Annotated in this window: 29 protein-coding genes and 1 pseudogene; 10 read left to right on the top strand and 20 right to left on the bottom strand. The window is 69.2% G+C overall.

What is annotated here, in order from left to right:
* Positions 1-55: 55 nt before the first annotated feature.
* Positions 56-1,267 carry a multidrug effflux MFS transporter gene (locus EBE87_RS12390; protein ID WP_120639605.1) on the bottom strand — a complete coding sequence of 404 codons (1,212 nt, stop codon included), beginning with the start codon at positions 1,265-1,267 and terminating at the stop codon, positions 56-58.
* 324 nt (positions 1,268-1,591) lie between these two features.
* Between EBE87_RS12390 and EBE87_RS12385 the strand changes: the two genes are divergently transcribed.
* Both EBE87_RS12385 and EBE87_RS12380 read left to right on the top strand, forming a co-directional pair.
* Entirely contained in the window at positions 1,592-2,674 is a 1,083-nt protein-coding gene (locus tag EBE87_RS12385) for an amino acid ABC transporter substrate-binding protein (protein ID WP_120639604.1), read from the top strand.
* Positions 2,675-2,752: 78 nt separating this feature from the next.
* Positions 2,753-3,772 carry an amino acid ABC transporter substrate-binding protein gene (locus tag EBE87_RS12380; protein WP_120639603.1) on the top strand — a complete coding sequence of 340 codons (1,020 nt, stop codon included), beginning with the start codon at positions 2,753-2,755 and terminating at the stop codon, positions 3,770-3,772.
* A gap of 4 nt (positions 3,773-3,776) precedes the next feature.
* On the opposite strand, the gene EBE87_RS12375 is transcribed toward EBE87_RS12380, so the two are convergent.
* Genes EBE87_RS12375 through EBE87_RS12365 form a run of 3 tightly spaced genes read right to left on the bottom strand, consistent with a single transcriptional unit; the run spans position 3,777 to position 5,729 of the window.
* On the bottom strand, positions 3,777-4,715 hold the full coding sequence (locus tag EBE87_RS12375) for a hypothetical protein (protein WP_120639602.1): 939 nt from the start codon (positions 4,713-4,715) through the stop codon (positions 3,777-3,779).
* The gene (locus tag EBE87_RS12370) at positions 4,712-4,987 is read right to left on the bottom strand and encodes an acylphosphatase (protein WP_120639601.1); all 276 of its coding nucleotides are present in this window, start codon (positions 4,985-4,987) and stop codon (positions 4,712-4,714) included. Before EBE87_RS12370 ends, EBE87_RS12375 begins: the two co-directional genes overlap by 4 nt.
* Before the next feature lie 34 nt (positions 4,988-5,021).
* A complete protein-coding gene (locus tag EBE87_RS12365; RefSeq protein WP_120639614.1) occupies positions 5,022-5,729 on the bottom strand; it encodes an ATP12 family chaperone protein in 708 nt (235 codons plus the stop codon).
* Between the two features lie 174 nt (positions 5,730-5,903).
* Between EBE87_RS12365 and EBE87_RS28980 the strand changes: the two genes are divergently transcribed.
* Positions 5,904-6,173 carry a hypothetical protein gene (locus EBE87_RS28980; protein ID WP_158611648.1) on the top strand — a complete coding sequence of 90 codons (270 nt, stop codon included), beginning with the start codon at positions 5,904-5,906 and terminating at the stop codon, positions 6,171-6,173.
* A 55-nt stretch (positions 6,174-6,228) separates the two neighbouring features.
* Here EBE87_RS28980 and EBE87_RS12360 read toward each other — a convergent pair whose 3' ends face one another.
* The 4 genes from EBE87_RS12360 to EBE87_RS12345 all read right to left on the bottom strand — a co-directional run bounded on the left by EBE87_RS12360 (position 6,229) and on the right by EBE87_RS12345 (position 9,404).
* Positions 6,229-7,107, bottom strand: a complete 879-nt coding sequence (locus EBE87_RS12360) for a 3-hydroxybutyryl-CoA dehydrogenase (RefSeq protein ID WP_120640686.1) — start codon at positions 7,105-7,107, stop codon at positions 6,229-6,231.
* Positions 7,108-7,111: 4 nt separating this feature from the next.
* Positions 7,112-8,038 (bottom strand): electron transfer flavoprotein subunit alpha/FixB family protein, encoded by a 927-nt coding sequence (locus EBE87_RS12355; protein WP_120640685.1) that lies wholly within the window; start codon positions 8,036-8,038, stop codon positions 7,112-7,114.
* A gap of 3 nt (positions 8,039-8,041) precedes the next feature.
* On the bottom strand, positions 8,042-8,788 hold the full coding sequence (locus EBE87_RS12350) for an electron transfer flavoprotein subunit beta/FixA family protein (RefSeq protein ID WP_120640684.1): 747 nt from the start codon (positions 8,786-8,788) through the stop codon (positions 8,042-8,044).
* A gap of 433 nt (positions 8,789-9,221) precedes the next feature.
* Positions 9,222-9,404 carry a twin transmembrane helix small protein gene (locus EBE87_RS12345; RefSeq protein ID WP_367604701.1) on the bottom strand — a complete coding sequence of 61 codons (183 nt, stop codon included), beginning with the start codon at positions 9,402-9,404 and terminating at the stop codon, positions 9,222-9,224.
* 292 nt (positions 9,405-9,696) lie between these two features.
* On the opposite strand from EBE87_RS12345, the gene EBE87_RS12340 reads away from it, so the two are divergent.
* Positions 9,697-9,975, top strand: coding sequence for a hypothetical protein (locus EBE87_RS12340; RefSeq protein ID WP_120640682.1), 279 nt, complete (start codon positions 9,697-9,699; stop codon positions 9,973-9,975).
* A 57-nt stretch (positions 9,976-10,032) separates the two neighbouring features.
* Here the strand turns inward: EBE87_RS12340 and EBE87_RS12335 are convergent, their stop codons facing one another.
* The 5 genes from EBE87_RS12335 to EBE87_RS12315 form a co-directional block, all read right to left on the bottom strand.
* A complete protein-coding gene (locus EBE87_RS12335) occupies positions 10,033-10,542 on the bottom strand; it encodes a YciE/YciF ferroxidase family protein (protein WP_120640681.1) in 510 nt (169 codons plus the stop codon).
* A 173-nt stretch (positions 10,543-10,715) separates the two neighbouring features.
* On the bottom strand, positions 10,716-11,165 hold the full coding sequence (locus tag EBE87_RS12330) for a DUF892 family protein (protein WP_120640680.1): 450 nt from the start codon (positions 11,163-11,165) through the stop codon (positions 10,716-10,718).
* An 88-nt stretch (positions 11,166-11,253) separates the two neighbouring features.
* Positions 11,254-12,141: a prephenate/arogenate dehydrogenase family protein gene (locus EBE87_RS12325; RefSeq protein WP_120640679.1), complete on the bottom strand. Its 888-nt coding sequence runs from the start codon at positions 12,139-12,141 to the stop codon at positions 11,254-11,256.
* Positions 12,134-13,219: a histidinol-phosphate transaminase gene (gene hisC, locus EBE87_RS12320; protein ID WP_120640678.1), complete on the bottom strand. Its 1,086-nt coding sequence runs from the start codon at positions 13,217-13,219 to the stop codon at positions 12,134-12,136. The genes EBE87_RS12325 and hisC overlap by 8 nt, the downstream gene beginning before the upstream one ends.
* Positions 13,216-14,076, bottom strand: coding sequence for a chorismate mutase (locus EBE87_RS12315; RefSeq protein ID WP_158611647.1), 861 nt, complete (start codon positions 14,074-14,076; stop codon positions 13,216-13,218). Before EBE87_RS12315 ends, hisC begins: the two co-directional genes overlap by 4 nt.
* 202 nt (positions 14,077-14,278) lie before the next feature.
* Here EBE87_RS12315 and metX point away from each other — a divergent pair, with 202 nt between their 5' ends.
* The 3 genes from metX (at position 14,279) to metW (ending at position 17,056) form a co-directional block, all read left to right on the top strand.
* Complete coding sequence (gene metX, locus EBE87_RS12310; protein ID WP_120640357.1) at positions 14,279-15,445, top strand: homoserine O-acetyltransferase MetX; 1,167 nt, start codon at positions 14,279-14,281, stop codon at positions 15,443-15,445.
* Between the two features lie 133 nt (positions 15,446-15,578).
* Positions 15,579-16,241: a hypothetical protein gene (locus EBE87_RS12305; protein WP_120640356.1), complete on the top strand. Its 663-nt coding sequence runs from the start codon at positions 15,579-15,581 to the stop codon at positions 16,239-16,241.
* A gap of 212 nt (positions 16,242-16,453) precedes the next feature.
* Entirely contained in the window at positions 16,454-17,056 is a 603-nt protein-coding gene (metW, locus tag EBE87_RS12300) for a methionine biosynthesis protein MetW (protein ID WP_120640360.1), read from the top strand.
* Between the two features lie 19 nt (positions 17,057-17,075).
* Here metW and EBE87_RS12295 read toward each other — a convergent pair whose 3' ends face one another.
* Positions 17,076-17,264, bottom strand: a complete 189-nt coding sequence (locus tag EBE87_RS12295; protein ID WP_120640355.1) for a soj family protein — start codon at positions 17,262-17,264, stop codon at positions 17,076-17,078.
* Positions 17,265-17,350: 86 nt separating this feature from the next.
* Positions 17,351-17,560, bottom strand: a complete 210-nt coding sequence (locus tag EBE87_RS12290; RefSeq protein WP_120640354.1) for a hypothetical protein — start codon at positions 17,558-17,560, stop codon at positions 17,351-17,353.
* Positions 17,561-17,727: 167 nt separating this feature from the next.
* Between EBE87_RS12290 and EBE87_RS12285 the strand changes: the two genes are divergently transcribed.
* Entirely contained in the window at positions 17,728-18,741 is a 1,014-nt protein-coding gene (locus tag EBE87_RS12285; protein ID WP_199707799.1) for an amino acid ABC transporter substrate-binding protein, read from the top strand.
* A 46-nt stretch (positions 18,742-18,787) separates the two neighbouring features.
* Positions 18,788-19,510 carry an acetoacetyl-CoA reductase gene (gene phbB, locus EBE87_RS12280; protein ID WP_120640359.1) on the top strand — a complete coding sequence of 241 codons (723 nt, stop codon included), beginning with the start codon at positions 18,788-18,790 and terminating at the stop codon, positions 19,508-19,510.
* Positions 19,511-19,570: 60 nt separating this feature from the next.
* On the opposite strand, the gene EBE87_RS12275 is transcribed toward phbB, so the two are convergent.
* Positions 19,571-19,924 (bottom strand): phage holin family protein, encoded by a 354-nt coding sequence (locus EBE87_RS12275; protein ID WP_120640352.1) that lies wholly within the window; start codon positions 19,922-19,924, stop codon positions 19,571-19,573.
* 78 nt (positions 19,925-20,002) lie between these two features.
* On the opposite strand from EBE87_RS12275, the gene yddG reads away from it, so the two are divergent.
* Entirely contained in the window at positions 20,003-20,875 is an 873-nt protein-coding gene (gene yddG / locus EBE87_RS12270) for an aromatic amino acid exporter YddG (protein WP_158601019.1), read from the top strand.
* Here yddG and EBE87_RS12265 read toward each other — a convergent pair.
* The 4 genes and pseudogenes from EBE87_RS12265 to EBE87_RS12250 form a co-directional block, all read right to left on the bottom strand.
* Positions 20,872-21,645, bottom strand: coding sequence for a DUF2076 domain-containing protein (locus EBE87_RS12265; RefSeq protein ID WP_120640350.1), 774 nt, complete (start codon positions 21,643-21,645; stop codon positions 20,872-20,874). The two genes, yddG and EBE87_RS12265, sit on opposite strands and share 4 nt — an antisense overlap.
* A 146-nt stretch (positions 21,646-21,791) precedes the next feature.
* A complete protein-coding gene (locus tag EBE87_RS12260) occupies positions 21,792-22,223 on the bottom strand; it encodes a CoA-binding protein (RefSeq protein WP_120640349.1) in 432 nt (143 codons plus the stop codon).
* 7 nt (positions 22,224-22,230) lie between these two features.
* On the bottom strand, positions 22,231-22,701 hold the full coding sequence (locus EBE87_RS12255) for a PepSY domain-containing protein (RefSeq protein ID WP_120640348.1): 471 nt from the start codon (positions 22,699-22,701) through the stop codon (positions 22,231-22,233).
* 97 nt (positions 22,702-22,798) lie between these two features.
* Positions 22,799-22,915: pseudogene (locus tag EBE87_RS12250) on the bottom strand (S-(hydroxymethyl)glutathione dehydrogenase); the annotation flags it as partial.

Raw genomic sequence — 22,915 nt, 5'->3', positions numbered from 1 at the left:
CGACCGATCCTAGGTACTGACCGACCGGTCCGTCAACAACCGAACGACCGGACGGTCAGGCGTGGGGGCGGAAGCGCTCGGCGATCACGGTGGCCAGGGCGGCGCCCAGCATGAGGGCGGCCAGGGGCATGGCCGTGCCGTCGGAAAGCCAGCCCAGCAGCAGCCCGCTGGTGCCGGCAACGCCGAATTGCAGCGTGCCCTGCAGGGCCGAGGCCGAGCCCGCATGGGCCGAATGCCGCGCCAGCGCGCCCACCGTGGCATTGGGCAGGATGATGGCGGTGCAGGCATTGGCCACCGTGATCGGCAGCAGCACCGCCAGCATCGAGGGCGTGCCGCTCAGCACCACCGCCACCAGCACCAGCGTCGCCACCAGCATCAGCAGGGACACGCCGCGCACCACCTTGATGGCGCCGAAGCGCAGCAGCAGCGGCGGGTTGAGCTGGGAGGAGAGGATGAAGGCCATGGCATTGACGCCGAAGAGGATGGCGAACTGCCCCGGCGTCAGCCCGAAGACGCCGACGAAAACCGCCGGCGAGCCACCGATATAGGCGAAGAGCAGGAACATGGTGGAGCAGCCCAGCGCCGCATGGGCCTGGAAGGAGCGCTCGCGCAGGATCTGCGCGTAGCGCATCAGCTGCGCCGAGAAGCCCAGGCGCAGGCGGCGTTCCTCCGGCAGGGTTTCCGGCAGCAGCCGCCAGACCAGCGCGGCCGAGAGCAGGGCATAGCCGACGCCGAACCAGAAGATGTCGCGCCAGCTGCCCACCTGCAGCATCAGCCCGCCCAGGCTGGGCGCCAGGATGGGGGCGGCGCCCATCACCAGGGTCAGGCGCGACATCAGCTTGGCGGCGGTGAAGCCTTCGGCGATGTCGCGCACCACGGCGCGCGGCAGCACGGTGCTGGCCGAGCCGCCGAAGGCCGCGATGAAGCGGCAGACCGCCAGCGTGCCGATATCCGGCGCCAGCGCGCAGCCGATCGAGCCCAGGGTGAAGACCGCCAGCCCCGCCAGCAGCGGCCGGCGCCGGCCGTAGCGGTCGGCCAGCGTGCCCTGCGCCATCTGCCCCACCGCCAGCCCGAGGAACCAGGCGGCCAGGGTGATCTCGGCCGAGCCCGGCGGGGCCCGGAACTCCGCCTCGATGGCGGTGAAGGAGGGCAGGTACATGTCGGTCGAGAGCGGCCCGACGGCGGTGAGGAAGCCCAGCAGCAGCGGCAGCCAGCTCGGCAGGCCGCCGGGCAGGGGCGAGGTGGACGAGGCGGATGAAGGCGGCATGACAGGAATCCGGAAGGCAGCAAGGCGCGGCATGAGCGGCGGAAGCGCGGAGGCGGGGAGGGTGTGACCGGCACCGGAACAAGGCGTCGGCGAAAGCCCACCCTACCGTAAAGCGCCGGCTGGTGCTGCCGCCAGTTCATGCGGCCATGAGGGCGCGGCCCTGCGAGGTTTAACGAAAGCCTTCTGTTTGTGCGGTGCGGCGCAGAAAGAGCCTAAGAAATAGGCCCGAAGCGCTCAGTTGCCTGCATTGGAGTCGGATCAGCGCTTGCATGTGGACATCACGCCATCGAGACTAATCCAGGCCGCAAAAAACGCTGGTCTGATATGCAACGCATGGAGAGCCGAGTGACTCGTCCTGTCCTGTCTGCACCCCGCCTCTCCGCCTCCGGCCTCGCGCTGCTGGGCGGCATCACCCTTGCTGCCGCCCTGGGCGCCGCCGCCCCGGCGCGGGCTCAGAACTCCACCGACACGGTCGGTGCCATCCGCAGCCGTGGCGAGCTGGTCTGCGGTGTCGCGGGGCAGGTGCCCGGCTTCGCGGCGCCCGACAGCCGGGGCGAGATGCGCGGCATCGACGCCGATACCTGCCGCGCCGTCGCGGCGGCGGTGTTTGGCGATGCCCGGAAGGTGCGCTTCGTCGCCACCACGCCGCAGAACCGCTTCACCGCGCTGCAGTCGGGCGAGATCGACATGCTGGTGCGCAACACCACCTGGACACTCTCGCGCGAGGCCTCGCTGGGCCTCGAATTCGCCAGCATCAACATGTACGACGGCCAGGGCTTCCTGGTGAAGACGGCCTCCGGCGTGAAATCCGCCAAGGATCTGGGCGGCGCCAGCATCTGCGTGCAGCCCGGCACCACCACCGAGCTGAACATGGCGGACTATTTCCGCACCCAGAACATCCAGTTCACCCCGGTGGTGATCGAGACGGTGGAGGAAGTGCAGAAGGCCTTCATGGCCGGCCGCTGCGATGCCTATACGACGGACGCTTCCTCGCTCGCCTCCTTCCGCGCGACGCAGGGGCCGAATGCCGGAAACTACCTGCTGCTGCCTGAGATCATCTCGAAGGAGCCGCTCGGCGCCGTGGTGCGCAAGGGCGACTTCAAGTTCTTCGACATTGTCCGCTGGGTGCATTTCGCGCAGTTGACGGCGGAGGAGATGGGCATCGCCAGCAAGAACGTGGACAGCTTCACCGACAGCAACAACCCGGACGTGCAGCGTTTCGTCGGCAAGTCCGGCGACCTGGGCAAGATGATGGGGCTGCAGCCGGACTGGGCGGTGCAGGTGGTGAAGCAGGTGGGCAACTACGGCGAGGTGTGGGAGCGCAACATCACGCCGCTGGGCATTCAGCGCGGCATCAACAATCTCTGGACCAAGGGCGGGCTGCAATACGCGCCGCCGATGCGCTGAACCCCCGCATCGTCCTATGCTGGCCGGCGGCGGCCCGAACAGGGGCCGCCGCTTTCCGTTCCGGGAGAAACACACCGCATGCGCGGACCTTTCAAGACCCTCGCCGCCCTGGCCCTGGCGGCGCTGCCGGCGCTGGCCCAGGCGCAGCCCGCCGCCGACACGGTGGCCACCATCCGCGCCCGCGGCAGCCTGGCCTGCGGTGTCACGCCCAATACCATCGGCTTCGCCACGCCCGACAGCCAGGGTGTCTTCCAGGGGATGGATGCCGATTACTGCCGCGCCATCGCGGCGGCGCTGTTCGGCGATGCCTCCAAGGTGCAGTTCGTGCCGACCACGGCGGCGCAGCGCTTCGCCGCGCTGCAATCGGGCGAGGTGGATGTTTCCATCCGCACCACCACCTGGACCCTGTCGCGGGAAGCGGCGCTGGGCTTCCTTTTCGCCGGCGTGAACTTCTACGACGGCAACGGCTTCATGGTGCGCAAGTCGCTGGGTGTTTCCTCCGGCAAGCAGCTCGACGGCGCCAGCGTCTGCCTGCAGCAGGGTTCCACCACCGAGCTGAACGTCTCCGACTACTTCCGCGCCAATGGCATGAAGCTGAACCCGGTGACCTTCGAGAATGTGGAGGAGATCCGCGCCGCCTTCATCGCCGGGCGCTGCGATGTCTATTCCTCCGATACCTCGACCCTCGCGGCCTTCCGGGCGGGGCAGGGGGATAAGTCGCAGGACTTCGTGCTGCTGCCGGAGATCTTCTCGAAGGAGCCGCTCGGCCCCTCGGTGCGCAAGGGCGACGACAAGTGGTTCGACATCGTCCGCTGGGTGCATTACGCGCTGCTGACGGCGGAGGAGATGGGCATCACCAAGGCCAATGCCGGCAGCTTCGCCGACAGCGCCAACCCCGATATCCAGCGCTTCACCGGCAAGACCGGCGATCTGGGCAAGATGCTGGGGCTGCGGCCGGACTGGGCGGTGCAGGTGGTGCAGGCCGTGGGCAACTACAGCGAGCTGTGGGAGCGCCACATCACGCCGATGGGCCTGCCGCGCGGCATCAACAACCTCTGGACCAAGGGCGGGCTGCAATACGCGCCGCCGATGCGCTGAGGCGCTAGTCCCGCAGCGGGTGCGCGTCCAGCACGGGCTGGAAGCGTTCCCGCTTCAGCCGCTCGTAATGCCGGCGGTGGAAGCCATCCACCCAGAGCAGGCTGGAGAGCGTCATGGGCGCGAATTCGAAATGCTCGCCCGCCGCGATGGTGTGGCGGTCGAAGCCCATGGCGCGGAAGCTGTCGGGGGAGAAGGAATGCCCTTCCTCCCCGATGTAGCGGCCGAAGGAGACGTTGGTCATCACCCGCGTCAGGTTCAGCTCCATGCAGGCCAGGCTCTTGGCGGCGTCCTGGGAGGATGCCTCGCTGCCCACCACCAGGGGCTCGTAGAGGCGGTAGATGCGGGCATGGTCGCGGTCGCGGTAATCGCGGCCTTCCAGCAGGGCATAGAAGGGCTTCAGCCACTCCATCATCCGCATCCAGGCATGGCGGCGGAGAGCGAAACCCCAGTGGTGCTCCAGCGGAATGTATTTCACCAGCGGGCCGGGATAGTTGCGGCGGTGGTCGCCATAGGCACTGAAATAGGCCACGCGGGGAAAGGGTTCCGTCAGTTCCCGCAGCCGTTCCAGCGCCCAGACATACCAGGGGCCGGGTTCGAGATCGTCCTCGAAGAAATAACCGAGATCCTGTTCCAGCCCCTCGAAGACCAGCCGCTCCCCACGCAGGATGTTGCGGGCCACGCCCAGGTTGTCCGGGCTGGCCATCACGCGCCCCTGCGGGAAATGGCGGCGGAAGACGGCGATGCTGGCTTCGATATCCTCGTCCCGCGCGAAGCGATGGCCGGTGATGGGGGAGACGGCACCATCCTGCAGCAGCCAGACGCGCCGCGGGTCGATCTCCACGCCCCGCTGCGCCGCCAGCCCGGCGCAGACCTTCTCCAGGTATCGCGGCCGGTTGAAGGAGAACAGAACAATGGGCGCACGCACCCGGTAGGCTGGGTTCAAAGCGTCGGCATCCGGCGGAAGCCGGGTTGTTCCGGCGGCTCGGCGAAGTCCTCGAGAATGGCTTCCACCCGCGCCAGCAACGGGCCGGCGCGGCAGGCGGTCAGCAGGGCGCCGACGGCGGCGGGGTCGCCGGAGACCAGGGCCTCGACGCTGCCGTCGCTGCGGTTGCGCACCCAGCCTTCCACGCCGAGCCGCGTTGCCTCCTGCACCATCCAGTCGCGGTAGCCGACCCCGTGCACCCTTCCGCGGATGCGCACCAGCTTGGCGTCCATGGCTCCTCCTCGGGCTTCGCCCCGGCTGGCGCCCTCAGGCGCGCGCCAGCCGCATCAAGCTTTCCGCAAGCAGCACGTCCCTGGCAATGGCCCGGCGGCGCGCCACCGCCTCGGCATCCTCGCCCCAGAAATCCTGCTGCCAGCTTTCCTCGACAAGGGCGAGGCGGGTGGCCTCGGCCGCGTCCAGGCGGCCATGGGCCATGGCCAGCCCCAGCACCAGGCTGCCCAGCAGCGGCACCGCCAGCCCCAGGGCCGTCAGCTCCAACGGCGGCAGGGCGGCGACGGCACGCTTCAGGGCAGCCAGCGACTCCGGCGGCTGCTTCACATGGAGGATGCCGGTGGTGACCAGCAGCGGCGCGTCCATCGCCTGCGCCGACCAGTCCAGCAGCGGCTGCCATTCGGCGGCCTGGATGGCGGCCAGGCGCGGGTCGTCGCCGCGATAGCAGAGCAGGTCGGTCTCGCCATACTGGGCGATGGCCTCGACGCTGGGGGCGGGGTCCGGCGTCACGCGGTCGATGGCGGTGGCGGCCAGGCGGGTCAGCGGCACCATCTCCATGGTCATCTCGCCATCCCTGGCGCCGCCGGCTTCCTGCCATTCCCGCGCCAGGGCCTCGGCCAGCGAGAGGTTGGGCAGATGGAGCGGCCCACCGCCGGGCAGGCGCATCGGCCGGCCATCCAACAAGACGGTGAAGCCACCCTTTTCATGTGGGGCGGCGGTGGCGGTGTCCCAGAAGCGCTTCATGGCGGGCATATGGCGCGGCCGACAGGTTGCCGCCAAGCCCTGGTGAGCCGGAAAGGTCGCAAGAACAGGCAACCGCTGGCGGGGCAGCACGTTACGCAGCCAGATGAAGGCGGCCCTGGCCAAGCTTCCGACGAACGGCAGCTGCCACGCTGGCCTGACATGGGAGAACCGAAGATGAAGCTTCAGCTCATTGGCGCGGCGGCTCTGGCCCTGACCCTGGCCGCCTGCGGCACGAATGAACGCGACCGCGTGCAGGGCGGCGCCGCCGCCGGTGCCGCGACCGGCGCGGGCGTTGGCGCCCTGGCCGGCCCGGTGGGCGTCGCCGCGGGCGCGGTGATCGGCGGTGGCGCCGGCGCCATCACCGGTGCCACCACCGCGCCCAGCGACGTGAACCTGGGCAAGCCGGTCTGGCACAACCCCGAGGTCCGCACGCCGGTGCGGTAACCGGCGGGCGGCTGGCACCGGCATCCGGCACCCCCAACCGGATGCCGGTGCAAAGTCAGCGCGTCGGGCGCGGCGGGTTCTGGCTGTAGTCGTAGAAGCCGCGCCCGGATTTCCGGCCCAGCCAGCCGGCCTCCACATGCTTCACCAGCAGCGGGGAGGGGCGGTACTTGCTGTCTCCCATGCCCTCATGCAGCACGCGCATGATGGCGAGGCAGGTATCCAGCCCGATGAAGTCGCCCAGCTCCAGCGGCCCCATCGGATGCGCGGCGCCCAGCTTCATGGCGGCGTCGATGGAGCGCACATCCCCCACGCCTTCCTGCAGCGCATAGACCGCCTCGTTGATCATCGGCACCAGCACGCGGTTGACGATGAAGGCGGGGAAGTCCTGCGCCACTGCCGTGGTCTTGCCCATCCGCTCCGCCAGCTGCTGCACGGCGGCGAAGGTCTCGTCATCGGTCGCGATGCCGCGGATGATCTCCACCAGCTTCATCACCGGCACCGGGTTCATGAAGTGCATGCCGATGAAGCGGTGCGGCCGGTCCGTCACGGCGGCGAGCCGCGTGATGGAGATGGACGAGGTATTGGAAGCCAGGATGGCATCCGGCTTCAGCAGCGGCACAACCTGCCTGAAGATGGAGAGCTTGAGGTCCTCGCGCTCCGTCGCCGCCTCGATCACGATATCGGCGTCGGACAGGGCGGCCATCTCGGTGCCGCCCTGGATGCGCGCCAGGGCGGCATCCTTGGCGGCGGCCTCGATGCTGCCCTTCGAGACCTGACGGTCGAGATTCCTCGCGATGGTGGCGCGCGCCTTCTCGACCGCTTCGGCCTTCACGTCGACCAGCACGACATCAAGCCCCGCCAGCGCCGCGACATGGGCGATGCCGTTGCCCATCTGCCCAGCGCCGATGACGCCGAGCGTGCTGATCTCCGCCATCTGCTCAGCCCAGTTCCGCTTCGAGTTCCGGGATCAGCTTGAAGAGGTCGCCCACCAGGCCGTAGTCGGCCACCTGGAAGATCGGCGCTTCCTCGTCCTTGTTGATGGCGACGATGACCTTGCTGTCCTTCATGCCGGCCAGATGCTGGATGGCGCCCGAGATGCCGACGGCGATGTAGAGCTCCGGCGCCACGATCTTGCCGGTCTGGCCGACCTGGTGGTCGTTCGGCGCGTAGCCGGCATCCACCGCGGCGCGGGAGGCACCGACGGCGGCGCCCAGCTTGTCCGCCACCTTGTCCAGGATGGCGAAGTTCTCGGCCGAGCCCAGGGCGCGGCCGCCGGAGATCACGACGCGGGCGGCGGTCAGTTCCGGCCGCTCGCTCTTGGCGATCTCGGCGCCGACGAAGGAGGAGACGGCGGGCACATCGGCACCCGCCGCCGCTTCCACCGGGGCGGAGCCGCCCTCGGCCGGCACGGGGTCGAAGGAGGCGGCGCGCACCGTCATCACCTTCTTGGCGTCCGCGGTCTTCACGGTGGCCAGCGCATTGCCGGCATAGATGAAGCGGCGGAAGGTCTCGCCATCCACCACGCCGGCGATGTCGGTGATGATCTGCACGTCCAGCAGCGCGGCGACGCGGGGCATGATGTTCTTGCCCATGGCGCTGCCCGGGGAGAGCAGGTGCGTATAGCCGGGGGCGAGGGCCAGCAGCAGCGCGGCCGCCGGTTCGGCCAGTCCGTGTTCATAGGCCGGGCCATCGGCCTGGATCACCTTGGTGACGCCGGGCAGCTTGGCCGCCGCCTGCGCGGCCGCGGCATTGCCCAGCACCAGGACATGCACGTCCTGGTCGATCTGCGTCGCGGCCGCCACGGTGGAGCGGGTCGGGACGGACACATGGTCTTCGCTGCGGTCGGCGAGAATCAGGACGGCCATGGCTCAGATCACCTTCGCTTCGTTGCGGAGCTTGTCCACCAGCTCGGCCACCGAGGCGACCTTGCGGCCGGCCTGGCGCTTCGGCGGCTCCTCCACCTTCAGCACCGTCAGGCGCGGCGTGACATCGACGCCGAGATCGGCCGGCTTCATCGTCTCGATCAGCTTCTTGCGCGCCTTCATGATGTTGGGAAGGCTGGCATAGCGCGGCTCGTTCAGCCGCAGGTCGGTGGTGACGATGGCCGGCAAGGTCAGCTTCACCGTCTCCAACCCGCCATCGACCTCGCGCGTCACGGTGGCGGCGCCATCGGCGATCTCGACCTTGGAGGCAAAGGTGCCCTGGCTCCAGCCCAGCAGCGCCGCCAGCATCTGGCCGGTGGCGTTCATGTCGTCGTCGATGGCCTGCTTGCCCAGGATAACGATCTGCGGCTGCTCGCGCTCAGCGATCGCCTTCAGGATCTTGGCCACCGCCAGCGGCTCGGTGCCCTCGGCTTCCACCAGGATGCCGCGGTCGGCACCCATGGCCAGCGCGGTGCGGATCTGCTCCTGCGCCTGCGCCGGGCCGATCGAGACGGCGATGATCTCGGTGGCGATGCCCTTTTCCTTCAGACGGACGGCTTCTTCCACTGCGATCTCGTCGAAGGGGTTCATCGACATCTTGACGTTGGCGGTCTCGACGCCCGTGCCATCCGCCTTCACGCGGACCTTCACGTTGTAGTCGACCACCCGCTTGACCGGGACCAGAAGCTTCATCGGTGGGGCCTGTCCTTCTTGCACCGTTATATGCTGCCGAGGTCGGAGCGACCGATGCGCTTCAGCCGCCGCCGCGACCCCGGGCACCCTGTCCGGGCACCCGCCTCCCGGCCGCGCGCCGGAAACCTAGGGCGGCGTCATGGGAGATGGCAAGTCGGAGCCGACCGCTTGGACAGTCGCTCCCGGCTTCCTTCACGCTGCCACGGGCGTCAGGCGCGGCACGGAACGGGCGTCAGGCGCGGCACGGAATATGTCACGCTGCCGCCTCCGACCGAGAGAAACCATGGTGCGCCCGCAAACTCCGCAACCTGCGCAGGCACCCCGCGGCTCCGGTCCGCCCCGTGGCCGCCGGGCACGGAAAAGGCCATGGGCCGCATGGCGGGGAGAATCACAGGCGCGGCATGGATGGCCTGCTGACCTGAAGCGAAGCCGTTCAGCCCCGGTTCATCAACAGCAGGATGACAAAAAGGGCGAGGGCGATGCCCTGCAGCCAGACGCGCCATCGCATCAGCTTGTTGGAGCGCGCGCCATCATGCCCCCGTGCCAGCCCGAGCATGCCGGCGAAGAGGACCCCGAGGGTGCCCAGCATCGCCAGAGCGAGCAGGACGGTGACCATTGTATGCATGGGCTAGAGATAAACGCTGCCCGGTGGGGCACAAGCGGCCTCCGCCACACGAAACGAATCAGGCGATGCGGTAAATGCATGGCCGCCCCGCGTCGGCTGCCTTGTCTCCGGAGCGGAACGGTGCCTATGCTCCGGACATGCGCCGCACGACGTCCCTCCGGATGATTATTAGCGGCCCGGCCGCCTGAGCGCCCTGCGGGGGGCAGCGGCCGGGATGACCCCGCACGCCTCCCCAAGCAGCCGCGCCAGCGCATGGCGCCGATCATCCGGACCCGTTTTCCCCATGTCTGACCAGTCTTCCGCCGTTTCCGTCGCCCGCTTCACCGTGCTGGCCGAGGCCTATCCCGGCCTGCTGTCCCGCGTGCTGGAGCCGCTGGCCAAGCGTGACCTGGTGCCCGACCGGCTGCGCGCGCAGCGCGAGGGCGAGTATCTGCGCGTCGAGATCGGCCTCGACGCCATGCCGCTGGAGATGCTGCATCTGGTGGCCGGCAACCTGGGCCAGATTGTCGGCGTGCTGCGGGTGGAGGCCATGGAAGGCCGCCATATCCGCTTGGTCGCCTGACACAAAAAAGGCCTCCCGTGGCGGGAGGCCCTTTCCGTCCGACACCTTGCCCCGGGATCAGGCGACCTTTTCGGCAGCCTGGCGGTTCTTGCCCTGCTCGGTCGCCATCTTGGTCAGCAGCGCGTCGGTCTGCTTTTCCTCGTCCAGGGTTGCCTGGAGCAGGGCCACGATATCCTTCTTGCCGGACTGCTGCGCCCAGGCGATCAGCGTGCCGTAGCGCGCCATCTCGTAATGCTCCACAGCCTGGGCGGAGGCGATGAGGCCGGCGTCACGCACCGGGCTCGGCTCGGGCGCTTCCTCGATCAGCTCCTCGGCTTCCTCGATCAGGCCGTTGATGGCCTCGCAGGTCACGCCCTGGGCGCGCTTGCCCAGCGCCTCAAAGACCTGCTGCAGGCGCTCGATCTGGCCCTGGGTCTGCTCGCGGTGCAGCTTGAAGGAATCGCGCAGCGCCTCGTCCTCGGCCGCCTTGGCCATCTTCGGCAGCGCCTTCATGATCTGCCGCTCGGCGTAATAGATGTCCTTCAGCGTGTGAAGGAACAGGTCGTCGAAGGTCTTGATGCCAGCCATGGTGTCGCTCTCCTGCTTTCGATCTTGCGCCCTGGGGGAAGGCGGACGTCTGGCGCGGCACGGGGGGATGCCTGCCGGGTATTCAACATGGCCGCGGGGGCCATGCAGCAGTAACGCGGCAGCGGCCCTTCGGGTGTCCTCACAAGGAGTCCATCTCGGCGGGCCGCCTGTCTTCAGCCGGCGCGGGAGGTTTCTTCCATCCAGGCGCGGTGGCGCAGCTCGTCCTGCAGGGCGGACTGGAAGATCTGGCGCGCCTCGGCGGGGGCTTCCACGTGGTTGGAAGCGCGCTCATAAGCGGTGACGGTGTCTTCCTCGTTGGTGCGCATGGCGCCGATCGTGGCGGCATCGCCCATGATGCTGGCCAGGGCCACCTTGCCGGTGGTCAGAAGCTGCTTCATGTCGCCTTCCTGCGGCGCCTCGGCGCCCACCGTGCTGGCCAGCTGGTTCAGCTGCTGCACATGCCGGTCGTGGTCGGCCTTGAAGGCGGCGATCTTCTCGCGATAGGCGGGGTTGTCCAAGCGGCTGATCGTCTGCTCATAGGCGGCGATCGCGTCGTGCTCGAGCAGCAGCAGGTTGCGGAGGAGCTTCGGATAGGTGGACTCGGTGCCGACAGTGGTGGCCATGCTGTGCTTCCCTATGTGGTGTCCGGGCGTCTCCGGCCCGTGTGGGAAGCACAACGGCGACTTGGCGGGTCTGTTCCCGCCGGAATCCTCAAGCCTGCTTGAGCGCGATCAGGCTTTTCCGCACCTTCTGGCCGCGATGGATGCGGTCCTCGATGAAATCGGCCTGGCCCCAGCGCACGGCGCGGCCCAGCGCCTGGGCGTCCTCGCTGAAGCGGGCCAGCATCTCCAGCAGCGCTGGCTTGTTGTTCAGGAAGATGTCGCGCCACATGTTCACGTCGCTGGCGGCGATACGCGTGAAGTCGCGGAAGCCGGAAGCGGCGAATTTCAGCACCTGCTCCTGCGTCTCCTGCGCCAGATCATCGGCGGTGGAGCAGATGGTGAAGGCGATCAGGTGCGGCAGGTGGGAGACGATGGCGACCACCTTGTCATGCGTCGCCGCATCCATGGTCTCCAGCATGGCGCCGCAGCGGCGCCAGAGCTCCGCTACCTTCTCCACCGCCGCCGGATCGGTGCCGGGGGGCGGCGTCAGGATGGTGTAGCGGCCTTCGAAGAGCGTGGCGAAGCCGGCATCGGGGCCGGAATGCTCGGTGCCCGCCATGGGGTGGCCGGGCACCAGATGCACGCCCGCCGGCAGCAGCGGCTGCAGGTCTCGCAGCACGGAGCCCTTGGTGGAGCCGGTATCGGTCAGCACCGCGCCGGGTGCCAGATGCGGCGCGATGGTGGCCATGACGCCCGCGAAGCCGCCCACCGGCACGCAGAGGATGACGCCGTCGCAGCCTTCCACCGCCCGCGCGGCATCGGTTTCCACGACATCGGCGATGCCCAGTTCCGCCACCCGCGCCGCCACACCGGGGCCGGTGTCGCAGGCCACCACCGTGGCGGCGAGGCCGCCCCGCTCCTTCGCCACCCGGGCGAGGGAGGAGCCGATCAGCCCCAGCCCGATGATGCAGAGCCGCTGGAAGAGAGGCTCAGCCATTCGCGAAGGCGGTCAGCGCATCGATCACCATCTGGCATTCCTCGGCGGTGCCGATGGTGATGCGGAGGCACTGAGGCAGGGCATAGCCGCCCATGGCGCGCACGATCAGCCCGCGCTGCTTCAGCGCCGCATCGGCGGCCTTGGCCCGCTCCGGCGCGCCGAAATCCACCAGGATGAAGTTGGTCTGGCTCGGCCAGACCTTGATGCCGGCACCTTCCAGCGCCGCCACCACCTTGCCGCGCCACTCGTTGTTATGGGCAACGGACTTGGCTTCCCAGCCTTCCTCGGCCAGCGCCGCCACGGCGGCGGCCTGGGAGGCGGCGGCGACATTGAAGGGGCCGCGCACGCGGTTCAGCGTCTCGATGATCTCGGGCGAGGCATAGCCCCAGCCCACGCGCATGCCGCCAAGACCAAAAATCTTGGAGAAGGTGCGGAGCATGATGGTATTGCCCGCGGCATTCACCAGCTTCTCGCCGGCGTCATAGCCGGGCTCGGTGACGTATTCGGCATAGGCGCTGTCCAGCACCAGCAGCACGTCGTCCCGCAGCCCGGCGCGCAGGCGGGCGATCTCGGAGGAAGGCAGCAGCGTGCCGGTCGGATTGTTCGGGTTGGTGATGAAGACGATGCGCACGCGCGGGCCGGCTGCGGCGGCGATCATGCCGTCGATATCCGCCTTCATGTCGTGCTCGGCCACCTTCAGCACGCGCGAGCCGGCATAGCGGGCGGCGATGTCGTACATCATGAAGCCATAGGCCGACATCACGACCTCGGTGCCCTCGCCGCCATAGGCGAGGCAGAGGTGCGAGATCAGCTCGTCCGAGCCGTTGCCGCAGACGATGCGGGCGGGGTCCAGGCCGTACTTGGCGCCGATGGCGTTGCGCAGCGCCGTGGCGCCGCCATCCGGGTAGCGGTGCGCTTCCCGCGCTGCCTGGGTGATGGCCTCGATCGCCTTGGGCGGCGGGCCGAAGGCGCCCTCGTTGGAGGAGAGCTTGATGATCCGGTTGACGCCCGGGATCTTCGACTCGCCCCCGACATAAGGCTCGATGGTCAGGATGGAGGGGCGCGGCTGCACGGTCATGGGGCGGGGTCTTCTGTCACGGGTTCGGCATAGGCGCCGAGGATCTGGATGCGCGGGAAGGGCAGGGACGCGAGGCGCGGGTCATCCGGCGTCAGGAAGCCTTCCACCTCGGCCAGGGCCATGGGGGCCGGCAGGTCCCGCCGCTGCAGCCAGCGCGGCGGCAGGCCGGCGGCGGCGAAGGCGGCGGCGATGCGGGCGCGGCTCTGGTCCGGCGCCGGCTCCAGCCGCAGCAGGGTGCGGTCCTGGCCGCTGGGCTCCGGCGCGGTGGGGGCGATGGCGAAGGCCTGCGGCTCGGCGCCGTCGCGCCCGGCCAGGAAGGGCAGGGCGGCCACCACCTGCAGGCGAGGGGCCTCCATCTGCATCCACCAGGCGGCCTCGCCGGGCTCGCCATCCTGGGGCGCGGGCAGGATGGCCACGCTGGCCTCGCCGCCGGCCACGGCGGCCAGCACGCGGGAGGTGGTGGGGAGCAGCTTCATCGGCGTCAGCAGGCCGAAATGGCCGCGCGCCAGATGCGCGGGTTTGCTGTCGGCGGCGCCCTGCACCGCCATGGCGAAGGCGCCCTGCTGCGCCAGGGAGGATGCGATGATGTCACGCCAAAGACGCACCAGCACTTCGCGGGGCAGGGGGCCGGCATGGCGGCCCAGCAGGCGGCGCAGGATGGTGGCTTCCCGCGCCGGGCGGAAGGTGGCGGCGGTGCCCTTCACGCGGCTGGCGGCCATGGTGGCGGAAATGCCCGCCCGCCGCATCAGCAGGTCGTGCAGCGCATCGTCGATCCGGTCGATCTCCGCGCGCATGGCGGCGAGGTCGAGGGGGGCAGCCACAGGGGCGGCCGCCAGGGCATCCAGGGGAAGGTCCATGGGGGCATCCATCGGGGCAGGTGGCGAGGCCGGTTCGGGGGAAGCGGGCGGGGTCTTGTCGGGCATGGTGGCGGCTCAGCAATAATCCCCTCCTGGCTCCACGCCAAGCGCGGCTTGTCCCCGGCGAGGACGGTGTGCTTGCCTCCACCGGGCCGCGCCATGATGGACCTGGGGCGCGCGCGATCCTATTGAGTCAGGTGGCATGACACAGTCCCCCGCTCCGCAGACCGTCGAATCCGCCGCCGCGCCGGTGCAGCACCAGGCCGTCACCTTCCCGGAAGGGCTGGCGCTGGATTGCGGCGCGGTGATCGCGCCCGTCACGGTAGCCTACCGCACCTACGGCCAACTGGACGCGGCGCGGGGCAATGCCGTGCTGATCTGCCACGCCCTGACCGGCGACCAGTATGTGGCGGAGCCGCATCCCATCACCGGCAAGCCCGGCTGGTGGGAAGCGGTGGTGGGCCCCGGCAAGCCGGTGGATACCGACCGCTTCTTCGTGATCTGCGCCAATGTGCTGGGCGGCTGCATGGGCAGCACCGGCCCGAGGGAGATGATGACGGATGCCGGGGGGCAGACGCGGCCCTGGGGCACCGACTTCCCCTCCATCACCATCCGCGACATGGTGCGGGCGCAGAAGCTGCTGGTGAGCCACCTCGGCATCCCCCGCCTGCTGGCCGTGATCGGCGGCTCGATGGGCGGCATGCAGGTGCTGGAATGGGCGGCCACCTTCCCGGAGATGGTCTTCGCCGCGGCCCCCATCGCCACCGCCACACACCACAGCGCGCAGAACATCGCCTTCCACGAGGTCGGCCGTGCCGCCATCCATTCCGACCCGGACTGGAAGGGTGGCCGCTACTGGGAGGACGGGCGCATCCCGGCGCGCGGCCTCTCGGTAGCGCGGATGGTGGCGCATATCACCTATCTCTCCGAACAGGCGCTGAGCCGGAAGTTCGGCCGCCGGCTGCGCGGCGCCTCCGCCCTGACCTTCCTGGAAGACGTCTTCGAGGTGGAAAGCTACCTGCGCCACCAGGGCAGCACCTTTGTCCGCCGCTTCGATGCCAACAGCTACCTGACCATCACCCGCGCCATGGATTACTTCGACATGGCGGCGGAGCATGGCGGCAACCTGGCCGCCGCCTTCCGGGGCACCGGTACGCGCTTCTTTGTGGCCTCCTTCGACAGCGACTGGCTCTTCCCTACAGCGGAAAGCCGCATCTTGGTGCGGGCCCTGAACGCCGCCGCCGCCAATGTCTCCTTTGTCGAGATCGCCTCCGACAAGGGGCACGACGCCTTTCTGCTGGACGAGCCGGACTTCCATGCCGCGCTGGGCGGCTTCCTGCGCGGCGCGGCGGAGCGCGCCGGCCTGTAACGCTTATGACAACACCGCAATCGTTTGTTGAAAACCGAGCCATCTCCTCGGCGTTCAAGGACCGGAACGAACATGGTGCGCCGCATCTTCCCCGGATGCGTCGCGCAGGTCGAGAACAGACGGAGAAGTATTCATGTCCATCAGGAATGCCCTGACCGCGGCGGTAGCGGTGCTCGCCATCGGTGCCGCCGCGCCGGCCCTGGCGCAGGGAACCGGCAGCGGCAGCGGCAGCGGCGGCAACGGCAGCGCCGGCGCCGGTGACACCAATATCGAGAACTTCGTGCGGCAGTCCCCGGACGGCATGGCGCCGACCAGCAACGGCACGCCGCGCATCATCGACAACCGCGATGGCCAGCCGGTGATCCAGTATTCCGGCCCGCGCGGCGCCGGCGTGCAGGATGGCGGCACGCCGCGCATCATCGACAACCGCGATGGCCAGCCCGTGATCAGCTATGGCGGCCAGGTGCCGGGCGATACCAGCAGCACCGACAGCAGCGCCATGCAGGAAGCGGCCAGCCAGAACCGCGCCCGCCCCGGCATGCGCGGCACCCCGGCGGCCAATGCCTCCAATGCCGCGGTGGCCAGCCAGGTGCGCCCGCTGCTGAACAGCGCCCGCACCTCGCTACAGCGCGGCCGATATGCCGCCGCTGCTTCCTCGCTGGAGCAGGCCGAGACTCACATGCTGAACAGCGGCGTCGATCGCGCCGACATGCGCCCCATCAGCGAGGCCCGCGTCGCCGCCCAGCGCGGCGACCGCAACAGCGCCCTGCAGCTCCTGGACAGCGTGATGCGCTGAGCGGACCTGCGGGCCTGACACGACTCCGGGGCCGCCACACAGGCTCCGGAACGGCAGATGCGGGGGGCGGGGCCGGGGAGGCTCCGCCCCCTGTTTCTTGCCGGGGCCTCGCCCCCGGCGCGCATGGCCGGTATAGAAAGGGCACCGCTTTCCGCTGGATCCCCTTGCCCGTGCCCGATCCTTCGACCCCCATCCGCTACGTCGCCAAGAATATGCGGCTCGACCTGCGGCTGATCGCGGAGATGATCCCGCCCGGCGCGCGCGTGCTGGATATCGGCTGCGGCGACGGCGCGCTGCTGGAGCACCTGACGCGCGAGAAGGGCGCCGATGCCCGCGGCATCGAGATTGACATGGCCCAGGCCACCGCCGCCGTGGCGCAGGGGCTGGCGGTGATCCATGGCGATGCCGACAACGACCTCGCCTTCTATCCCGACGGCGCCTTCGATTACGTCGTGCTCTCCCGCACCATCCATGCGGTGGAGAAGCCGCGCGAGGTGCTGCGGCAGATGCTGCGAATCGGCCGGCACGCCATCGTCTCCTTCCCGAATTTCGGCCATTGGGAAGTGCGGATGAAGCTGCTGCTGACCGGCCGCATGCCGATGACGGAAACCTGGGGCCGCCCCTGGCACGAGACGCCCAATATCCATCCCTGCACGCTGCTGGACTTCTTCGACCTCTGCGCCATGGATGGCTACACGGTCGAGCGCTGGCTGGCGGTGGATGAGCGCGGGCTGAAGGCGCCCTGGGAGCGTTCCATCCGCCTGGCCAACCTGTTTGGCGAGCAGGCGCTGTTCCAGCTGCGCCGCGCCGGCTGAGGCGCCGGCGCCCGGGGCCTCAGGCCGCCATCTTGCGCGCGGCGCCGTCGCGCGCCAGCAGCGCCATGGCCTGCGCCACCAGCGCCGCCGCTTCCTCCGAGCCCAGGTCCTGGCAGCAGCGTTCCGCGTGGCCCAGAAGGCGCATCACGGAGGAAAGGTCGCGAAGGGCCTGCTCGGTCCAGAGAACCGCGGCGATCGGGGTGTCCATGGCAGGGTTCACCGGTGGCTGATGTTGGGGTGGGCGCGGCTTAAACCATTGGATGAAGCCGGCCAAGGAAAATCGGCGGGAATGTCTCAGGCCCGGCCGCAGACGGTGGCCTTCATCAGGGCATTCCGCTCCGGCTCCGCCAGCGCATCCAGCAGGCTCTGCGCCTGGGCGATGTGGCGGGCGGCTTCCTCGGCCCCCAGCGCGCGGCATTCCGCCTCCACATAGCCCAGCATCAACAGCAGGGCGTTCTGATCGGCGCGCTTCTGGATGCCGCGCGGGGGATAGGATGTCGCCATGGAAGCCTCTCGGCACGGGCGTTAACACGGAATGAAATAGTAACGTAAACGTGACCTAGCTTGCGGAAGATCATTATCGCAAGCGCAATCTTTCTTCCGGACCCATAGCCAGAATGCAATGCAGACCATACGCTGTGGCATGGATGGCGGGAGCCGGAGGGATGCGCATGTTCAGGACCCTGTTGGCGGCACTGCCGCTGCTGGCGGCGGCGCTGCCCGCCCTGGCGGGGCCGACGCTGGAAGCGGTGAAGGCGCGCGGGCAATTGGTCTGCGGCGTCAATTCCGGTGTCGCCGGTTTCTCGGCGCCGGATAGCAGGGGCGAGTTCCAGGGGCTGGATGCCGACTTCTGCCGCGCCATCGCCGCCGCCACGCTGGGCGATGCCGGCAAGGTGCGCTTCGTGCCCACCACCTACCAGACGCGCTTCGTCGCCCTGCAATCGGGCGAGGTGGATGTGCTGGCGCGCAATGTGACGCAGACGCTGCTGCGCGATACCTCGCTCGGTTTCAACATGGCGGGCGTGAACTTCTACGACGGCCAGGGCTTCATGGTGTCCAGGGCCTCCGGCATCGCCGCCGCGAAGCAGCTGGACGGCGCCACCGTCTGCGTGCTGCCCGGCTCCACCAGCGAGTTGAACCTGGGAGACTGGGCGCGGCGCGAGAAGATCCGCGTGCAGCCGGTGGTGCTGGGCTCGATGGACGAGATGACCACCGCCTACCAGTCCGGCCGCTGCGATGCCATGACCACCGATGCCTCGCAGCTGGCGGCGCTGCGCGTTTCCGCCATCCGTGCGCCGGAAGAGCATCTCATCCTGCCTGAGCGCATCAGCAAGGAACCGCTCGGCCCCATGGTGCGGCATGGCGACGAGGAATGGCGCGACATCGTCTTCTGGACCTTCTCCGCCATGGTCGAGGCGGAGGAGTTGGGCATCACCCGCACCAATGTGGCGGAGATGAAGAGCAGCCAGGACCCGAACATCCAGCGGCTGCTGGGCGTCACGCCCGGATTCGGCAAGGCGCTGGGGCTGCCGGAGGACTGGGCCTTCCAGGTGATCCGGCAGGTGGGCAACTACGGGGAAAGCTTCTCCCGCAACCTGGGTGCGGAGTCGCCGATTCGTTTGGATCGCGGCATGAACAACCTCTGGACTCGCGGCGGGTTGATGTACGCTCTCCCTCTGCGCTGAGCGGCCGGCGCGGCTACAACAAGTGCTGCAACAGGAGGATATCGCCATGGCTCGACTGGCTCTGGTCACCGGCGGACAGCGTGGTATCGGCGCCGCCATCAGTGAGGAGCTGCTGAAGGCGGGCCGCAAGGTCGTCGCCTCTTATGCCGGCAATGATGCCGCGGCGGCGGCCTTCACGGAACGGACAGGCATCCCGACCATCAAGTTCGATGTCTCGGATTTCGAGGCCTGCCGTGCAGCGGTGGCCAAGGTCGAAGCCGAGCACGGGCCCATCGAGATCCTGGTGAACAACGCGGGCATCACGCGCGACGGGACCATGAAGCGCATGGACCGCGAGATGTGGGACGCGGTGATCGATACCAATCTCGGCTCCTGCTTCAACCTCGCCAAGCTGGTCTGGGACGGGATGAGCAGCCGGAAGTTCGGCCGCATCGTCAATATCGGCTCGATCAACGGGCAGGCCGGGCAGTATGGCCAGGTGAACTATGCCGCCGCCAAGTCCGGCATCCACGGCTTCACCAAGGCCCTGGCGCAGGAAGGCGCACGGTCAGGCATCACCGTCAACGCCATCGCCCCCGGCTATGTGGATACCGAGATGGTGCGCGCGGTGCCGGAGGATGTGCTGCAGAAGATCATCGCCCGCATTCCGGTCGGGCGGCTGGGCCATGCGGAGGATATCGCCCGCGGCGTCTGCTTCCTGACCGCCGACGATGCCGATTTCATCACCGGCTCCACGCTCTCGATCAACGGCGGCCAGCACATGTACTGAGGCGGCCGCCCAGCAGGATATTCAGGCCCGGGTGGATCGCTCCGCCCGGGCCGTGTTGTTTCAGCGCACCGCGGCGCGGTCCACGACCAGGCGGTTGACGGCCCAGGACACAAGCCAGACGATGATGGCCCCGAAGAAGGCCGCCCCGAAGCCGGAGACGCGCATGCCCGGCATCAGCCCCGCCGTGATGGCGAACATCAGCGCATTCACCACCAGGGTGAAGAGGCCCAGCGTCAGCACCGTCAGCGGCAGCGACAGCAGCGCGACCACCGGGCGGACCAGCGCATTCACCAGGCCGAAGATGATGGCGGCGATGAACATATTGAACGGGCCGGTGAAGCTGATGCCCTCGATCAGCAGCTCGGCGACCCAGAAGGCGAAGGCGGTGATCAGGGTGCGGACCAGAAAACCCATGGCGGAAGTTCCTTCGTCACTGCCGCATCAATGCTCCAGCCCGCGCTGGGTTGCCGTGGCCGGGCTGGGCCTGCCGGCATGAGCCGTCACGACTTCGCCGGCTGCGGCGCCCTGGCTCTCTGGGCTTTCCTCGGGGTGCTGGCGCGGCTGGCCGCCGGCATCCCGCCCTTGCAGATGACGGCGATGGGCATGGCGGTGGGCGGCCTCGCGGCGCTGCTGGTGGTGGCGGCGCGCGGGCGCCTCGGCCTGCTGCGGCAAGGCGGCCTGGCCTGGGCTCATGGCGTGGGCGGGCTGTTCGGCTACCACGCGCTGTATTTCGCCGCCCTGGCGCTGGCGCCGGCGGTGGAGGCCAATCTGCTGAACTACCTCTGGCCGCTGCTGATCGTGCTGCTCTCGGCCCCGCTGTTGGGGATGGCACTGGGGGCGGCGCGGCTGGTGGGGGTGATGCTGGGCTTCGCCGGCTGCGCGCTGCTGGTGGGCGGCGGGGCGGGCTTCCCGGCCGGGGCCATGCCGGGCTTTCTCTGCGCGGCGGCGGGGGCGCTGGTCTGGGCACTCTATTCCGTCACCGCGCGGCGCATGGCGGCGGTGCCGACCGAGGCGGTGGCGGGCTTCTGCCTGGGCGCGGCGCTGCTGGCGGGCGCGGCGCATCTGCTCTTCGAGCCCACGGTCTGGCCGGACCTGCGCCAGGCCGGCGCGGTGCTGCTGATGGGGCTGGGGCCGCTGGGCGCGGCCTTTTTGCTGTGGGATATCGGCATGAAGCGCGGCGACCCGCGCCTGCTCGGCACCCTGGCCTATGCCGTGCCGATCGCCTCCACCCTGCTGCTGCTGGCGGCGGGGGAAGGGCAGGCGGGCTGGCGCGTGCTGGCCGCCGCGTTGCTGGTGGCGGGCGGCGGCCTGCTGGCTGCGACGGGGGGCAGGGGCCGCCGCGCGGCCCCTGCCGTGTCCTCTTAGATGTCCTCGTCGTAGCCGGCGTCGTCGAAGCCGCCATCGGCACCGGCGTCGTTGTTCCAGCCGCCATTGTCGTCGAAGGGCGCGGCATCCTGGTAGCCGGCATCGGTGGCGGCATCCTGGCCCGGATCGGTCCAGGGGCTGGCGGCCGGCACCGCTTCCTGCGCGAAGTCACCGGCGGCGCCGGCTGCATCGGTCGCCGCTGTGGTCGCGGCTTCCGCCGCGCCGCCGGAGAACATGCCCATCAGCGCATTGCCCAGCACCATGCCGCCGGCGACGCCCGCCGCCGTGGTCAGGGCGGAGCCGAGGAAGCCGGAGCCGCCACGGCCCTGCATCATGCCGGGCTGGGAGCCCATGGGCGGCTGGATCGGCTGCGGCGGCGGCGTCATCGGCACCGGGCGCTGCTGCTGGCCGCCACCGCCGAACATGCCGCCGAAGAGGCCGCCGCGGCTGGTGTTCTGCTGCGCGGCCTGGGCCTGGCGCTTGGTGTTCTCCAGTTGCCATTCCAGCTCCTGGATGCGGTTCTGCGCCTGCACCAGCGCATGTTCCTGCACAAAGGCGGTCTGGGTCAGGCGGTAGCGCGCCTCCGGATAACGCGCGAAGAGGTCGCCGATCAGGCGGTCGGCCTCGGGGTCCACCGGCGGCAGCGGCGGACGGGACTGGACGGAGGGCACGCTGCTGCCGCCCCAGGGGGAGGCGGGCTGCTGCGGGGCGGCCACACCCGCCATACGCTCAATAAAGGCGGAGATGATGCGGCGTTCTTCTTCGGTCATGTCCCTTCCCCTCGCGGGGCCTTTCCAGACGATGGTCGGCAAGCGGCGGGCATAGCCCACCACATGCCAAGGGACTTGGCGCAGCACCGGGCTGAGTTCAAGCGTAGATTAACTTCCAGCAATCTTTTGTCATGAAGCGCCCAGCTTCAGGCGCTCATGGCCATTCCCAGCCGGCGCCACTCGATCAAGGGGCAGCGGTCCATCACCACCGTCAGCCCGGCTTCCCGTGCCCGCGCGGCGGCGGCGGCATCGACGATGCCGAGCTGCATCCAGACCGTGCGGGCGCCGAGCCGGATGGCTTCGTCCACCACCGGCCCGACTTCCTCGCTGCGGCGGAAGATATCCACCATGTCGAGCTTGCCGGCCTCGGCCAGGGAAGCCGCGACGGTGCTGCCATGCAACTGCTGCCCCGCCAGCCCCGGATTGACCGGCGTCACGTCGAAGCCCCGGTCCACCAGGAAGCCGGTGACGCCGAAGGATGGGCGCGATGGATTGGCCGAGGCCCCCACCACGGCGATCCGCTGCGTGTTCATCAGCAGGACGCGGATCGCTTCGTCGGTCATTCCGTCAGCGGACATGCGTGGCTCAGCCTTCCCGGTCGCGGTGCAGGATGCGCAGGGTCTCCGGCACCAGCGTCAGGTCGTAGCGGCTGCCGTCCGCGCGCACGGCATTGTCGATCTTCCACAGGCCGTCGTCCAGCTTGGCGGTCTCGTAGCGCTCGAAGCCTTCGCGCTTCAGTGCGTCGCCGATGCGGGCGGCTTCCTCAATATTGGCCAGGCGGTTCTCGGTGCCGCGCGCGATGATCGTGTAGTCATCCGGCGTCACGCGCACGTCGCGGCGGCTGCCATCGGAGGCCACGGCATCGTCCACTTCCCAGATGCCGTCATCCAGCTCGATGCCGCGCCAGTCGCGGTAGCCTTGGGCGCGCAGCACCTCGGTGATGCGGCTGGCCTCGGCCTCGGTGGGGCGGCGGTCGGCGGCATGCGCGGCGGGAGCCAGGGCAGGGGCAGCCAGCAGGGCCAGGGCGAGGCCGGCGGCGGCGATACGGTTCTTCATCGACATGATTCCTTACTGCCGTGTCATCCAGCAGCAGGAACGTGGCGCGGCGGGGAAGGTTCCCCGCCGCGCCTCTGGCCCCAGGTCGGGGCATGGCTCAGTAGATCACGACGCCGCGGATGCTCTCGCCACGGGTCATGAGGTCGAAGCCCTCGTTGATCTGCTCGAGCGGCATGGTGTGGGTGATCAGGTCATCGATGTTGATCTTGCCCTC

Source organism: Teichococcus wenyumeiae (assembly GCF_003696345.1).
Classification (GTDB): domain Bacteria; phylum Pseudomonadota; class Alphaproteobacteria; order Acetobacterales; family Acetobacteraceae; genus Pseudoroseomonas; species Pseudoroseomonas wenyumeiae.
Note: the sequence above shows the minus strand (reverse complement) of the source record. Positions and strands in the feature narration are given on the sequence as shown.